Source organism: Neobacillus sp. PS3-12, assembly GCF_030915385.1.
In the GTDB taxonomy this organism is placed as follows: Bacteria; Bacillota; Bacilli; order Bacillales; family Cytobacillaceae; genus JAEVLT01.
This window is the reverse complement of sequence record NZ_CP133268.1, coordinates 5,042,921-5,056,280: the sequence shown is the minus strand read 5'-3', so window position 1 is coordinate 5,056,280 and position 13,360 is coordinate 5,042,921. Positions and strand designations below refer to the sequence as shown.

Genomic DNA, 13,360 nt, shown 5'->3' with positions numbered 1-13,360 from the left:
AATTAAAAAAGATTCTGTCAAGATTATCCTTAATAAAAGTCCCCAAAGCGGGAACTTTTACTCTATTTCATTATGAATCTTATCTAACATGGAGATTGTATCAATTAAGTGATTGTTAAAAATTTGCCGCGTAATGGACAGGAGCTCTTTTATCATTGGATCACTTAGCGAATACACCACTCGGTTTCCGTCTTTTGTTCCGTATACAATATTTTTACTCCGTAAAATTGCCAATTGTTGGGAAACTGCCGACCCTTCACTCCCAATCAATATTTGTAATTCATTGACGTTTTTATCTCCGTCACACAATAATTCTAAAATACGAATTCGTAAAGGGTGACTTAATGCCTTAAAAAAATCAGCTTTAAACTGTGCCAATTCTAAATTCAAACGTATCTACTCTCCTTTTCTTACTAATTCTTCATAACGGTCCAGGGAAAGCAAAATACCTTCAATGATTGCTTCTGGTCTTGGCGGACAGCCTGGGACATAGACATAAACAGGGACAATCTTGTCGACCCCGCCATAATTGGCGTAAGTGCTGCCGATCATTCCACCACCAATTGCACAAGCTCCAATTGCTACAACCATTTTAGGATATGAAGCAGCATGATATGTTTTAAGCAACGCTTGTTCTAAATGTCTTGTTACACCACCTGTTACCATCAGCATATCTGCATGGCGGGGGGAGGCAACGAAATCGACCCCAAAGCGCTGAATATCATAGTACGGATTGCTTAAGGCATTCATTTCAAAATCACAGCCATTGCATGAACCAGAATCAACATGGCGAATATGAAGTGAATGTCCCAAGACTGATTTTATTCTTTTTTGCAATTTCCAGCCTAAATTTTTTTCCTCTAAATCGGTTTTCATTTCTTCATCCCCCCTTACCTGTTGTTAACAGTTCTGTTGTTTTGATTGGGATTGTGATCGTGCTAGTTAAAGTTTCCTTATCTCTTGTTGCTAGTCTGTATTCATTTGTTACTTGAATCATTTTTGTTTCACACTGCTCCGCACATATACCGCAAAAAATACAATTTGCATTGGATAACGAAAGAGTGATTGAACTTCCAGTTTTATGAATCTCGATTGCATTTGCGGGACACTCAGTAACACAGGATTCACAGCCAGTACATTCATTCGTAGTGAAAATTGGCTTTCCTTGATAGCGTTGCGGTGCCTCGTCGAATAAATGTGTTTTGGTGACGGTCTTTGTCTGCAAAATTTTTCTAATCAGATCAAACACTGTTTTCCCTCCTATCGATCACAGCACGCATAACATAATTCAAAACTTTTATTGATTAATGGAAAGTCAGGTACAATATTTCCTTCCATTGTTAATGGCACTGCCGGCCAGTTGCTATAAGTTGCCGAACGGACACGATACCGATAGACTGTATTATTGGGTCCTATCATGACCCAATGGACCGTTTCCCCACGGGGTGATTCACACCATCCCATTGCATAACGATAAGGAGTCAGTTTTGGAATCCCCACTTGAATATCTCCATCCGGCAATTGATTTAACACTTGTTCGATTATGGAAAGTGATTGGTATACTTCTTCGATCCTAATGCGAATTCTCGAAAGTACATCGCCTTCTGGAAAAACCGAAACTTGGAACTGAACTTGATCATAAGCAGCATAAGGCTGATTCTTTCGGATATCGATTTGTCTTCCTGATGCTCTTGCTGCCACACCTACAACTTCTAAATCGTTTGCATGCTGCAATCGAAGAATCCCTGAATTTGTCATTCGATTAATCGCAATATCATGGGTCAACAAAAGATTGACCACTTCCGAAAACTCTTTCTTTATATATTGTAGTTTTTTTGCAATCTCTTCACAGTCTTGAGGTGTGATATCAATCCTCATACCGCCAAGACTTACCACTCCCCGTAAATAACGGTGACCTGTGATTCTTTCATTTAATTGCTGCAATTCTTCTTTTAAACGTGCCCCTTGGCTAACACCAACTTGGAATCCAAACCCTGCGCAAATATTTCCAACATCACCAATATGGTTATATAATCGTTCTAATTCTAAAAATAGTGTTCGTAAATATTTAGCCCGTGGAGGAATCTTCACATCCCCTGCCCGTTCAACCGCTTGGGCAAAGGAAACACTATGTGATAGGGCACATACCCCGCATATCCGCTCAGCTAAGAATAATGCCTTTCTTAGGGGCATGCCTTCACTTGCTTTTTCTAAACCTCGATGAGTAAAAAATAACCGCGCATCTAAGTGTAAAATGGTGTCCCCTACCGTTCCAAAGCGGAAATGTCCAGGCTCAATGATCCCGGCATGAATCGGACCAACCGGCACCACTGTTACATCTTCACTATCGTATGGCATAAACACCTCTCTGCTCTTTACACGCGGCACCTGCTGTTCAAGCGGAAAATCTTTTTGTAAGGGATGAAGATCTTCTGGCCAATCTCCGTGCAAAACGAGCGGACGAGGGTCTGGATGTCCCTGAGGTCTTAGCCCTAATAAATCCCTTACTTCCCTTTCATACCAATTCGCCGCCGGTAAAACCAGCGTCACCGAAGGAAAGGTCAAATCAAAAGGATCAACTAGAGCTTTTACTGTGACAAGATGGTTTAATGAATCAAAGGTAAAGACATAATACAAAGCAAAGTTGCCATTCATCTCGCGCTCATCACTGCCAACCATTGTAAACAAACGCCCTTGTTTTTCATCGTGAAGGAATAGACATACCTCCGAAAGATTATTTTTTTCAATGTGAAGGATTGTCTCTTGAGCACCGTTTTCTTCCGAAAAAATGATTTTGTTGCCTAATTGCTGTTTTAGTCTTGCTAACCATTGTTTCTTTGTTTTTTCCATAATCATTTCACCCCTTGCAGCACAATCGAAACTTGCTGAATCATTTCTTTAAAAAATGGCGGGACGTATAATCCAAAAACCACAACGACGATAAGCGGAATAAAAAGGGCGGCCGTTGAATAGATGCTGATTTCTTTTTTTTCTAACTTTGCCGGTGCCTCGCCAAACACCATACGAACGACATAAAACATGATCCCTGAAAAAATAAGGACAACGAACAAGAGGAATAACACTGTTACAATGATATGCCCGCTGCGAAAACCGGCCATCATAATCGTAAACTCGCTAATAAATACATTTAATGGCGGTGCGCCTGTGATCGCAAAACTAGCAAGTAAAAAAATAATCCCTGTAACCGGCATAACTTTTAACAACCGGAAATACGGTCCATCCGTTTAGAATGGTATTTTTGATTGATATTTCCTGCCGAAAAAAACAATAACGATTTTGCCATGGAATGATTGAACATATGAAGTACCGCTCCATAAAGACCAAGTGGTCCCCCAATTCCTACACCAAGGGTAATAATCCCAATATGTTCAACACTCGAGTATGCCAGCATCCGTTTGACGTCATGCTGAACTAACATAAACGGCACCGAAACTGCGATTGAAAACAAACCGAAAAAAATCAGATAGGCTGCCGCTTTTCCATCAAGAGTTATATTGACAATGGTATAGATTCGCAAGATTCCATAGAGTGCAGTATTCAACAGAACTCCTGACAATACTGCACTAACAGGTGATGGTGCTTGACTGTGGGCATCCGGCAGCCAAAAATGCATCGGAGCGAGTCCTGCTTTCGTGCCAAAACCAACTAACACAAAAATAAAGGCAGTTAGTGTCCACTCTGGGTTTAGCTTTGCAGCAGAATGAATTAACTCGCTCCAATTCAACGACTTGGCACTTTCTCCAAGCACTTCGGCTCCAGACAAATTGAGAAAAATAATTCCTAATAAGGCAAAAGCAATCCCAACACTTCCCATAATTAAATATTTCCATGCTGCTTCCAATGATGTGCCGTTTTTATAAAAAGCGACCAAAAGCGCTGATATTAATGTCGTTAACTCGATCCCTACCCACAAAAAGCCAAAGTTGTTAGTGATGCTGACAGCCAGCATCGTAGCGATGAAAAGATGAAACCACAAGTAATAATGACGGACCTTTCTTTCTGAAATAATCCCTTCTTTTGCTTCGTTGCCGATATAGCCAATTGAATACAAAGAGGCAGTAAAGCTAACTAATACAATAATCATGACATTAAAGGCACTAAGCGCATCAATATAGACAAAATCGTTCCAGCCGATCATAGGTCCATGAAAAAATACTTGTTTTATAATGGCTAGACAAACAAAAACATTCAGTAATGAACCAAATACTTGGAGTTTCTCACCTAGGTGATGGCTCTTTATTCTCCAAGATAGTACCGCTGTAATCAGAGGAATAATTAACAGCAACAAAACCTCTCCCAAGAAAAATCATCCCTTCAATTTCCGCATATTTTCTATATTTAAACTTTCAAATGCCAAGTGAATCCGATAGGAAAGAATACCAATAATGATCACCGTAACCAGCATGTCAAAGAAAATCCCAAATTCGACCATCATCGGCATTCCATAGCTAATCGATAGTGCCACTAAAAACAATCCGTTTTCAATTGTTATTAAACCTACACCCTGCATGAGTGCTTTTTTATGATCAATCATAATAAATGTTCCGAGAAAAACGAGCACGATGGAAATCGGAAGATACGGTTCCCCAAATTCAGTACTTGGCAGATGTAGACGTGACGTAATGTAAAACCCTGCCACCGAAAGAAGGATTGCAATTAAAAGGGATGTATATTTTGGTGTAATTCGTTCTATCTCCCGAGTAGCATCAATTTTTTTTAACGTATAATGCAAAACATATGGAATAATCGCAGCTTTGACGATCAACGTTAGTAATGCCGCCACCAAAAGATGGGAAAGTCCTGTTTCATACCACAAAAAACCTGCTGTTAAAGCAAGAATGAATGATTGAAAGACTAATATCGGCACAGTGTCGCTTATTTTTCGAATCAGTAACAGCCAAAAGGCACTTAGCAAGAGTAACATGGCAATCCATTGATCCATTTTTCAAACACTCCTTTTATTCAAAAACCCTAATCAAAATGGCAATTAATGATAGAAACATAGACGCCCCTAGTAATCTTGGAACCTTAAATAGACGGATTTTTGCATACATTGTTTCGATAAAAGCAAGCAGGATTCCAAGAAGAGCCAACTTTAATACATAACAAAGGAACGAAACGAATAAAGCGGCGATGTTTCCATCGACTGCTATTCCCCATGGAAAAAACAAATTGATAAACAGGCTGAAAAGTAATACTTGCTTGATTTGTGAAGCCCATAACATCAACCCTAAATATCGTCCTGAATACTCCAATAGCATGCCTTCATGAATCATCGTTAGTTCCAAATGCGTATCGGGGTTATCAACAGGAATCCTGCCTGTTTCTGAAATCAAAACGATGATCATCGCTAAAAAGGCAATGCCATATGATGGATGAAACCAAATTGTTCCGTGATTAAGAAAAGATAAAATGAGTGTCTGCAATTTTGTCGTCCCACTTGATAACAGGACAGCAAACATGGCCAACAACAAAGCAGGTTCTGTTATCGCTGAAATGGCCATTTCCCTGCTCGAACCCATGCCCCCGAAAGCTCCACCTGCATCTAGTGCAGTAAGTGCGGTGAAAAAACGGGCAACTCCAAATAAATAAATGATCAGGATAATATCACCCATAAAGGAAAAACCAGCAGAAGCCATATACGTTGGGATAAAAATTCCCGCAGTTACAATAGAAGTAAACACGATATAAGGCGTAATGATAGTCAGCCATGAAGAATTACTCGATAGGACAGCATCTTTCTTCATATACTTGACCAAATCATAATAAGGCTGAAAAATACTCGGACCGATCCGATTTTGCAACCGAGCTTTTGTCTTTTTGATAATCCCTTGAATAAAAGGGGCAATACAGACGATGATAACCGTTTGTAATAACACCCTAGCGATTGTCCATCCCATTTGCCTCACCTACCTTATCAAAAGTAATAACAAGATTAACGTAATAACCATATAAGCTAAATAGCTTTGTAGATTTCCATTTTGAATAGCTCTAAACCGTTTTGAAAGAAACACAGTGATTCCAATAATCGGGCGATATAAATTGGATTCAATCAATGAACTGTTTTGTAAACTGTGACGAATCTTTTTGGGAAAATAACGATATTCACCATAAACATCAACAGTGCGGTTGTTTTTGTACAGCTTTTTGAAAATCATTAATACCGGATGAGAAAAGGACGTACCCGTATATCCCATCGTTGGTTGCAGCGGTGTTCCACAATTCCATGTTTCGTCATAATGATTTCTGCTGCGCCCAACCCATAACCGTAAACCGAGAATTAAGAATCCTAATATAAAGGCGAAAATAATGACTACACCAAAGAGGGATATTGATTCAACAGATTTTTTATATGGAACATACAGAATGGCACTTCCTGTTAAGGATTGATGAAAATATCCTTCAGTAATTCCTTTTGTAATACGCAATACGGCACCCGGCCATACACCTAAGACAAACGTACCAATGCTCAAAATCATCATTCCGATCCGCATTGAAACTGGTACTTCTTTTACCAGTTCAGCATGTGAAGTCCTTGCCATTCCAAGAAACGCTGTCCCAAAATTCTTAACAACGCCACCAGCGACAAACGCACCCGCCAATCCAAGTAAGGCCGCAGCCAAACCGCCTAAAACCTTCCAGACAGGATTCTCAATCGAAAAAGACAGATGTAAAAGAGATTGGATGGTAGCCCACTCACTGATAAACCCATTTAATGGCGGAAGTGATGCCAAAGCCATACCGCCAATTAAAAAGAAAGCAGCCGTCCAAGGCATTTTTCGTATTAAGCCGCCAAGTTGATTGATATTTTTTGTATGTGTCGAATATAAAATCGATCCTGCACCCATAAATAACAGCCCTTTAAATACAGCATGGTTCAATACATGATACAAAAGGGCTGTTAACGCTAATGCACCTAAGAGCGGCTGATGATAAGAATAAAATAATAGCGAACATCCTAAGCCGATAAAAATAATTCCCATATTTTCGGCGCTGCTATAGGCTAGGAATCGTTTTATATCATTTTCTGCCAAACCAAATAAAATGCCCAGTAATGCAGATATTACCCCAAAAGCGACAAGTACTGCTCCCCACCATGAGTTGCCTGCCCCTAAAAAGTCATAAATGATGCGAAGCAATCCATAGACAGCCGTTTTTATCATGACAGCAGACATGAGTGCGGACACATGGCTTGGTGCCGCCGGATGCGCCCTCGGCAGCCACACATGAAGCGGGACCATACCTGCCTTTGTTCCAAAACCAATTAAGGACATAAGAAAGATGATATTCTTGACTGAATCTGGCAAGCGATGCCCTGCTTGTGCGAACCCATGAAAATCTATGCTTTTTGTAAAGAAAAAAAGTGTCAAAAAGGAAAGAATAATAAACAAGGTCCCAAAGTGTGTCATGACTACATAAACATATCCTGCACTTCTGATTTCTTGTTTTTCATGTTCAAACATCACTAAAAAAAGGAAACGATTGACATTAGTTCCCAAGAAATGAGGAAGGTAAGGCTATTGTCAACTGTCACAACAGCGACCATTGATAATAAAAAAATATTTAAGCCCCCGCCTAAAAGTCCAACAGGTTTTTTTTCGTAATATTCTGTGACATACCCAATTGAATAAATGGATACTGTGACTGCTCCAATTGAGATGACAAGTAAAAAGAATGCTGACAGCGAATCAACCCGAAACCTCAACACTATGTCAGAAATAATAGTCCAAGCTGTAATTGAGATCGGTTGGTTTGTTAATAAAATGAATATGGCAGAAATCGCACCTAGTAATCCTCCAAAGAAAGAACTGCCATGTGAGATGTAGTTTGCCCATTTAGCTTTACCGCTTAAACTAATGCCGCCAAGTGCACCAATTAGGAAAAGCCATAATGATAACTCAAACAGTTGCTTTGCTAACCCTTCCATACAATCTCCCCTATATATCTTTATTTTCCAATATTCAATAATTCAAATATATAGATTTTCATATGTTTTAACAAGATAAAGTTTTGATTTCGCATCTTTTCTCAATTTTCGCCATTTTTTGCACAAAAAATGGAGGAATCTTTCTTCAAAAACTTGATCTCCTACATACGTTTTTTCTCTTTATTTGGGTATATTAAAAAACGATAAAAGACGAAAGCGAGATGGGAAAATGTCTAAGCAGGGAAGACAAAATAAAGATCAAACGAGGGAACAAATTGAAAAGCAGGATAAAAGAAATGATGTTGAGTTAGGAAATGAATTTCAGATCGGAAATACCAAATCTCAAAGTCAGAAAAAAAGCGGTCGTCAAGTCAATAAAAAATAGCCTCAGTTTTGAGGCTATTTTTTATTTAAGCTGATATTTGCTTGACTTCTTCTCTCTTCTTTCTAAATGAATACAAGACAAACAGAAGGATAAACCACAATGGTGTCATTAATAACGCTGTACGCGTTTCTTGTGCAATTAACATAATGACAAGAATAACGGCAAACAGGAATAGCACTGCATAATTCACAAAGGGTGTTAATGGCGCTTTAAAAATCGATTTTTTATGCAAATCTGGCCGAGATTTCTTATAACGGATATGTGAAATTAGGATAATGCTCCAAACCCAGATAAAACAAATCGCACTAATCGTTGTAACAATCCCAAATGCTTGTCCTGGAATAATTTTGCTTAACAATGCCCCCCCAGTAAGGACGATCGCTGAAGTGACTAAGGCATTGCCAGGTACATGGTTTTTATTTAACTTAGCTAGGCTCGCATGTCCCTCGTTATGACTGCTTAAATTATAAAGAATTCTGCTTGTTGAAAACAGACCGCTATTACAAGCTGAAGCGGCAGAGGTTAACACGACAAAATTGATAATGCCAGCAGCGATCGGAATACCTACTAAACTAAAAGTCTTTACAAACGGACTTGCCGATGCATTCAACTGATTCCATGGATTGATGCATAAGAGAGCGATGAGTGCTCCTACATAGAAAAAGAGAATTCTCAAAGGAATTTTATTAATGGCAGAAGGAATATTTTTTTGTGGATTAGAAGTTTCCGCTGCTGAAACACCCACTAGTTCAACACCGACAAATGCAAAGACGACCATTTGAAATGATAAGAAAAAGCCGGAAATCCCATGCGGAAAAAGGCCGCCATGTTGCCACAGATTTTTGACAGAAACGGTTCCTGAATTTGTTTTAAATCCCATGATTAATAAAATAATTCCAATTGCGATTAAAGCAAGAATTGTAATAACTTTAATTAAAGCAAACCAAAACTCTAACTCTCCGAATAACTTAACTGTCAATAAATTTAAGCCCAATAATAATACTAAACAAACAATAGCAGGTACCCACTGCGGAATGTTAAACCAATAGCGAACATAGACACCAACTGCAATAATATCCGCCATCGCAGTCATGATCCAGCAAAACCAATACGTCCATCCTGTTACATACCCTGCCCATGGTCCGATATAATCGACAGCAAAGTCTGTAAACGATTGATAACCCGCATTTGATAACAGCAACTCACCTAATGCCCTCATGACGAAAAACACGGCAATCCCTACTATTAAGTAGGCGAAAATAATAGATGGCCCAGCTTGTTGGATCGCTCTACCCGATCCTAAAAATAAACCAGTACCAATTGTGCCGCCAATTGCGATCAATTGTACATGCCTATTTTTCAGATCTCTCTTTAACTCTTGTTCTGCCATTTTAAATCCCCCCATAATTTTTTGTTTTGATTGTGATACGATATTTGTGAAACGTTGAACAAAAACTAAATCCAAATAAAAAGAGATTGGATTATCTCCAATCTCAAAATGACAGAATAGCAAAAAAAGCTTTTTGTTACTCTTCTGTCCTTTTGCCTGAGATTGTGAACCCTTCGGCGCCGCAATTATTTGCGGTCTCTCCAGAAACTGCTCCTGCTATAGTTTGACCCACAGCAATCATCGCACATTATTCAATTGAATTTACATGTTAGAAAGACATTTGTTCATTGTCCTCATACACTATTGTACAATAACTAAAAAATTTTTCAATATATTTGTTTAATCTTTTTTCCTAACTATCACTTTGCATTCTTCTTCTAATGGAATAATGACTGCGGACATATCTAAATCATTTAAATCTTTATCTGCAGCATTTTGGAAAGCTTGTTCTGCCATTTGCCCCAAGAAATGTGTAAGACCTGCCTCTTGTAATAGCTGATTCGCCAATCGAACGTCTTTATGTACATATTTCACGGCTCCGCCAGGCGTGAATTCCCGATCAAACACATATTGCTCCATATGCCTTCTTAAAATTCGGCTGTCTCCATAACTAACTTTTAAAATAGTAAAAAGCTGTTCTGGATCGAGCCCGAACCTAGCCCCTGTAACCATTGCCTCTGAAGCGGCAAGTGAATGAACAGCAACAAGATATTGATTAATGAGTTTAGCAATGCTTCCTGAGCCGGACGGGCCGAGATATTCAATCGTTTTTCCAAGAACGTTTAATATAGGTACTATTTTTTCGAATATATCTTTCTCCCCGCCAACCATAATGGTTAAAGACCCTGCTTCTGCTCCTTCAGGACCCCCACTAACTGGTGAATCTAAATAATGAATTTCTTTTATTCTTGCCTGTTGAAAAATGGATTTGCTTGTTTCGGCACTTACCGATGTTAAATCAATACAAATTGTTCCTTGACGGGCATGCTCGAGAATCCCTGAGCTGCCCAGATATACTTTCATTACATCGTCTGGCATGGATAAACAGGTAAAAATAATGTCGCAACTAGCAGCGAGCAAAGAAACAGAATCTGAAAATAACGCTCCATCCCCTTCTAGCGCTTTTGCTTTTTCCTTGGTGCGATTAAATAGTCGAACTTGATACCCCTGCTCAAGTAATCTTTTTACCATACGAGAACCCATCACACCAGTTCCGATAAATCCAATGTTCACTCTACATTCTCCTTTCATCCGGGGAAAACCATTCAAAACTTTCTTCGCTTTTTCCCTGTGGAATATATTCCAATCCGATATAACCTTCGTATTTATAATTTAAGTTTTGGAGAATTTGTTGGTAGTCCATCTCCTCGGTTCCCGGCTGGTGACGTCCCGGATGGTCCGCAATTTGAACATGTCCAACAATATCAGCATATTCTTGATAGATAGAAAGAGATTGTCCATGCACCTTCTCTATATGATAAAAATCAAATTGCAGCTTTACATTTGGTAAATTGACAGCCTTTAGAATCTCGGATGCTTGATAGATATTGGTTAAATAATAACCAGGCATGTCCAATGGATTTATTGGTTCTATCAAAAGAGTCAGCCCATGTTTTGCCAATTCAGTTCCAGCAAATTGAAGATTTTCAATATATACTGCTTTTGGATCTGCTCCCGAAACAATCCCCGCCATACAATGAATTTTTGAAACATTTAATGCTCTCGCATAGTGGATTCCTTGCATAACCGATTCTTTAAATTCTTCTATTCTAGTTAGATCTGCAGCAATTCCCCGATCTCCTTTTGCCCAATTCCCGGGTGGCAAATTGATTAACACCATTTCTAATTGATGCTGCTTCAGTTCCTGCTGTATCTCTTCAATCGAATAATCATAGGGAAATTGACATTCAACAAAAGAAAAGCCAAATTCTCGGGCTTTCTTGAAGCGTTCCAAAAAAGGAACTTCTGTAAAGATGGTTGATAGATTAACGGCAAATTTAAATTTGTTCATTCAAACCTCCATGAATATATATCATAAAAAAACCCCCTCATTTTAGGCGCAAGATATAATGAGGGGATTTTTTTATTTGTTTATCTTTCTATTTTTTCGACCGTAATTCCTGCCCATTCTTCATAGCACTTAATAACAGCACTCATATCCTCTGCATCTAATCCCATGGTACCTAAACCAATGAAACCAACTCTCATTTTACTTACCACTCCCTTTTTTAGATGATACTTATATGATAAATCAAAAAACTTCGATTGTAATCATCCAATTGGATTGCCGCTTAATCATCCAATCAGCTTTAATAGACTAAATTTTCTATAATTTCAAAAATTTATCCCTATTTTTCAATTTTTTCCTCTATAATATTATTAATTATTCTTTAAGAAATCATCAACTGAAATAAAGAAGGAGAATTGAAATGGTGCGTTTTATAAAGTTTTTTTCAGCTGCTATTCTTCTATTTGTACTGGCAGCATGTAACCAAAAAAGTGAAACCAAAACAACGAATAAATCCGAAGTCACAGTTATCTCTGCAACTTCAAATGCACCTAAAAATGCGAAAGAACAAACGATTCCTAAACAAGTGGAAACTACTCAACAAACAACACAACCGGGAACTATTTGTAATATCCCTGGTGCATCAGCAAATGCTCAACAATATCCTGTCATTGTCACGGAAACATTGGACGGGAATACCATTAAAGTGATTTATAATGGCAAAGAAGAAACTGTTAGGTATTTAATGGTTGACACACCGAAGGAGAAAAAATCAAAAGGCTGTGGGCAGCCCTATGCGATGGATGCTACTAAGAGGAACAAACAGCTCGTGCACTCTGGAAACGTGACTATTGAATTTGAATTTGGTAAAAGCAATACCGATAAAGATGGCCGCTTATTAGCATATGTTTTTGTTAATGGTACTTCTATTCAAGAAACATTATTAAAAGAAGGACTGGCGCGAGTTTCCGCTAATGACCAACAACGCTATAAATACACCATTCCATTCATCAGTGCCCAGACGATCGCTAAAAACAACCAATTGAATATTTGGTCCAAAGCTGATTATGTTACAGATAATGGGTTTAAACAGTGTAAACAATCTGAAATATAAATAATTCTTTTAAAGTCCTCTCATTTTCTATAAATATATTTTCACCATCTTCATAGTGATAACCCCTCAGATATGTTAAAATTAGACATAGAACATCTATGAATACGGGGGTATGGCTAGATTTGAAGATTCTAATTGTGGATGATGAGATTAGGATTGGTAATTTACTACGTATATATTTAGAACGGGAATCGTTTCAGGTCATCGTTGCTGAAAATGGGAATGAAGGATTAGATAGAGCCCTAAAAGAAGATTATGATCTGATTATTTTAGATGTGTTAATGCCTGGAAAAGATGGTTACCAGGTTCTTGAAGATCTAAGAACGGTGAAAAACACACCTGTGATTATGCTTTCAGCCAAGTGTGAATCTGAGGACTTAAAACGAGGATTTGATTTAGGAGCAAATGAGTTTATTTCAAAACCATTTAGTCCAAATGCTGTGGTTATAAAAATCAAAGAACTTTTATCTCAAGTTAGTTAACAGAGCAACTAGTGATGGTTGCTCTGTTTTGCT

The 13,360-nt window shown here is 38.4% G+C and carries 14 protein-coding genes, 1 pseudogene and 1 riboswitch; of the genes and pseudogenes, 3 read left to right on the top strand and 12 right to left on the bottom strand.

What is annotated here, in order from left to right; translation table 11 throughout:
• Positions 1 to 57 precede the first annotated feature (57 nt).
• The 9 genes and pseudogenes from RCG17_RS25375 to RCG17_RS25335 form a co-directional block, all read right to left on the bottom strand.
• A complete protein-coding gene (locus RCG17_RS25375) occupies positions 58 to 390 on the bottom strand; it encodes an ArsR/SmtB family transcription factor (RefSeq protein WP_308172789.1) in 333 nt (110 codons plus the stop codon).
• Between the two features lie 6 nt (positions 391 to 396).
• Entirely contained in the window at positions 397 to 876 is a 480-nt protein-coding gene (locus RCG17_RS25370) for an NADH-quinone oxidoreductase subunit B family protein (protein ID WP_308172788.1), read from the bottom strand.
• Positions 877 to 880: 4 nt separating this feature from the next.
• Positions 881 to 1,249, bottom strand: coding sequence for a 4Fe-4S binding protein (locus RCG17_RS25365; RefSeq protein ID WP_308172787.1), 369 nt, complete (start codon positions 1,247 to 1,249; stop codon positions 881 to 883).
• Between the two features lie 11 nt (positions 1,250 to 1,260).
• On the bottom strand, positions 1,261 to 2,850 hold the full coding sequence (locus tag RCG17_RS25360) for a hydrogenase large subunit (RefSeq protein WP_308172786.1): 1,590 nt from the start codon (positions 2,848 to 2,850) through the stop codon (positions 1,261 to 1,263).
• A 2-nt stretch (positions 2,851 to 2,852) separates the two neighbouring features.
• Positions 2,853 to 3,970: pseudogene (locus tag RCG17_RS25355) on the bottom strand (proton-conducting transporter membrane subunit).
• A gap of 357 nt (positions 3,971 to 4,327) precedes the next feature.
• Positions 4,328 to 4,963: a hydrogenase gene (locus RCG17_RS25350; protein ID WP_308172785.1), complete on the bottom strand. Its 636-nt coding sequence runs from the start codon at positions 4,961 to 4,963 to the stop codon at positions 4,328 to 4,330.
• A 16-nt stretch (positions 4,964 to 4,979) separates the two neighbouring features.
• A complete protein-coding gene (locus RCG17_RS25345; RefSeq protein ID WP_308172784.1) occupies positions 4,980 to 5,921 on the bottom strand; it encodes a respiratory chain complex I subunit 1 family protein in 942 nt (313 codons plus the stop codon).
• A gap of 9 nt (positions 5,922 to 5,930) precedes the next feature.
• Positions 5,931 to 7,484 carry a proton-conducting transporter transmembrane domain-containing protein gene (locus tag RCG17_RS25340; protein WP_308172783.1) on the bottom strand — a complete coding sequence of 518 codons (1,554 nt, stop codon included), beginning with the start codon at positions 7,482 to 7,484 and terminating at the stop codon, positions 5,931 to 5,933.
• 2 nt (positions 7,485 to 7,486) lie between these two features.
• Positions 7,487 to 7,948, bottom strand: coding sequence for a hypothetical protein (locus tag RCG17_RS25335; RefSeq protein WP_308172782.1), 462 nt, complete (start codon positions 7,946 to 7,948; stop codon positions 7,487 to 7,489).
• A 229-nt stretch (positions 7,949 to 8,177) separates the two neighbouring features.
• Here RCG17_RS25335 and RCG17_RS25330 point away from each other — a divergent pair, with 229 nt between their 5' ends.
• On the top strand, positions 8,178 to 8,333 hold the full coding sequence (locus RCG17_RS25330) for a hypothetical protein (protein ID WP_308172781.1): 156 nt from the start codon (positions 8,178 to 8,180) through the stop codon (positions 8,331 to 8,333).
• Between the two features lie 25 nt (positions 8,334 to 8,358).
• Here RCG17_RS25330 and RCG17_RS25325 read toward each other — a convergent pair whose 3' ends face one another.
• The 3 genes from RCG17_RS25325 to RCG17_RS25315 form a co-directional block, all read right to left on the bottom strand.
• Positions 8,359 to 9,723 (bottom strand): amino acid permease, encoded by a 1,365-nt coding sequence (locus RCG17_RS25325; protein WP_308172780.1) that lies wholly within the window; start codon positions 9,721 to 9,723, stop codon positions 8,359 to 8,361.
• A 134-nt stretch (positions 9,724 to 9,857) separates the two neighbouring features.
• A riboswitch (glycine riboswitch) is annotated at positions 9,858 to 9,937 on the bottom strand.
• A 125-nt stretch (positions 9,938 to 10,062) separates the two neighbouring features.
• A complete protein-coding gene (locus tag RCG17_RS25320) occupies positions 10,063 to 10,956 on the bottom strand; it encodes an NAD(P)-dependent oxidoreductase (protein WP_308172779.1) in 894 nt (297 codons plus the stop codon).
• A gap of 1 nt (position 10,957) precedes the next feature.
• The gene (locus RCG17_RS25315; protein ID WP_308172778.1) at positions 10,958 to 11,734 is read right to left on the bottom strand and encodes a hydroxypyruvate isomerase family protein; all 777 of its coding nucleotides are present in this window, start codon (positions 11,732 to 11,734) and stop codon (positions 10,958 to 10,960) included.
• Between the two features lie 418 nt (positions 11,735 to 12,152).
• Here RCG17_RS25315 and RCG17_RS25310 point away from each other — a divergent pair, with 418 nt between their 5' ends.
• Positions 12,153 to 12,845 (top strand): thermonuclease family protein, encoded by a 693-nt coding sequence (locus tag RCG17_RS25310; RefSeq protein WP_308172777.1) that lies wholly within the window; start codon positions 12,153 to 12,155, stop codon positions 12,843 to 12,845.
• A gap of 122 nt (positions 12,846 to 12,967) precedes the next feature.
• Entirely contained in the window at positions 12,968 to 13,327 is a 360-nt protein-coding gene (locus tag RCG17_RS25305) for a response regulator transcription factor (protein WP_308172776.1), read from the top strand.
• The last annotated feature ends 33 nt before the right edge of the window (positions 13,328 to 13,360 follow it).

What these genes read in the sequence shown, in the direction of transcription:
- RCG17_RS25370 (WP_308172788.1), bottom strand. Translation starts at nt 876, where the DNA reads ATGAAAACCGATTTAGAGGAAAAAAATTTAGGCTGGAAATTGCAAAAA.
- RCG17_RS25360 (WP_308172786.1), bottom strand. Translation starts at nt 2,850, where the DNA reads ATGGAAAAAACAAAGAAACAATGGTTAGCAAGACTAAAACAGCAATTA.
- RCG17_RS25350 (WP_308172785.1), bottom strand. Translation starts at nt 4,963, where the DNA reads ATGGATCAATGGATTGCCATGTTACTCTTGCTAAGTGCCTTTTGGCTG.
- RCG17_RS25345 (WP_308172784.1), bottom strand. Translation starts at nt 5,921, where the DNA reads ATGGGATGGACAATCGCTAGGGTGTTATTACAAACGGTTATCATCGTC.
- RCG17_RS25340 (WP_308172783.1), bottom strand. Translation starts at nt 7,484, where the DNA reads ATGTTTGAACATGAAAAACAAGAAATCAGAAGTGCAGGATATGTTTAT.
- RCG17_RS25335 (WP_308172782.1), bottom strand. Translation starts at nt 7,948, where the DNA reads ATGGAAGGGTTAGCAAAGCAACTGTTTGAGTTATCATTATGGCTTTTC.
- RCG17_RS25330 (WP_308172781.1), top strand. Translation starts at nt 8,178, where the DNA reads ATGTCTAAGCAGGGAAGACAAAATAAAGATCAAACGAGGGAACAAATT.
- RCG17_RS25325 (WP_308172780.1), bottom strand. Translation starts at nt 9,723, where the DNA reads ATGGCAGAACAAGAGTTAAAGAGAGATCTGAAAAATAGGCATGTACAA.
- RCG17_RS25315 (WP_308172778.1), bottom strand. Translation starts at nt 11,734, where the DNA reads ATGAACAAATTTAAATTTGCCGTTAATCTATCAACCATCTTTACAGAA.
- RCG17_RS25310 (WP_308172777.1), top strand. Translation starts at nt 12,153, where the DNA reads ATGGTGCGTTTTATAAAGTTTTTTTCAGCTGCTATTCTTCTATTTGTA.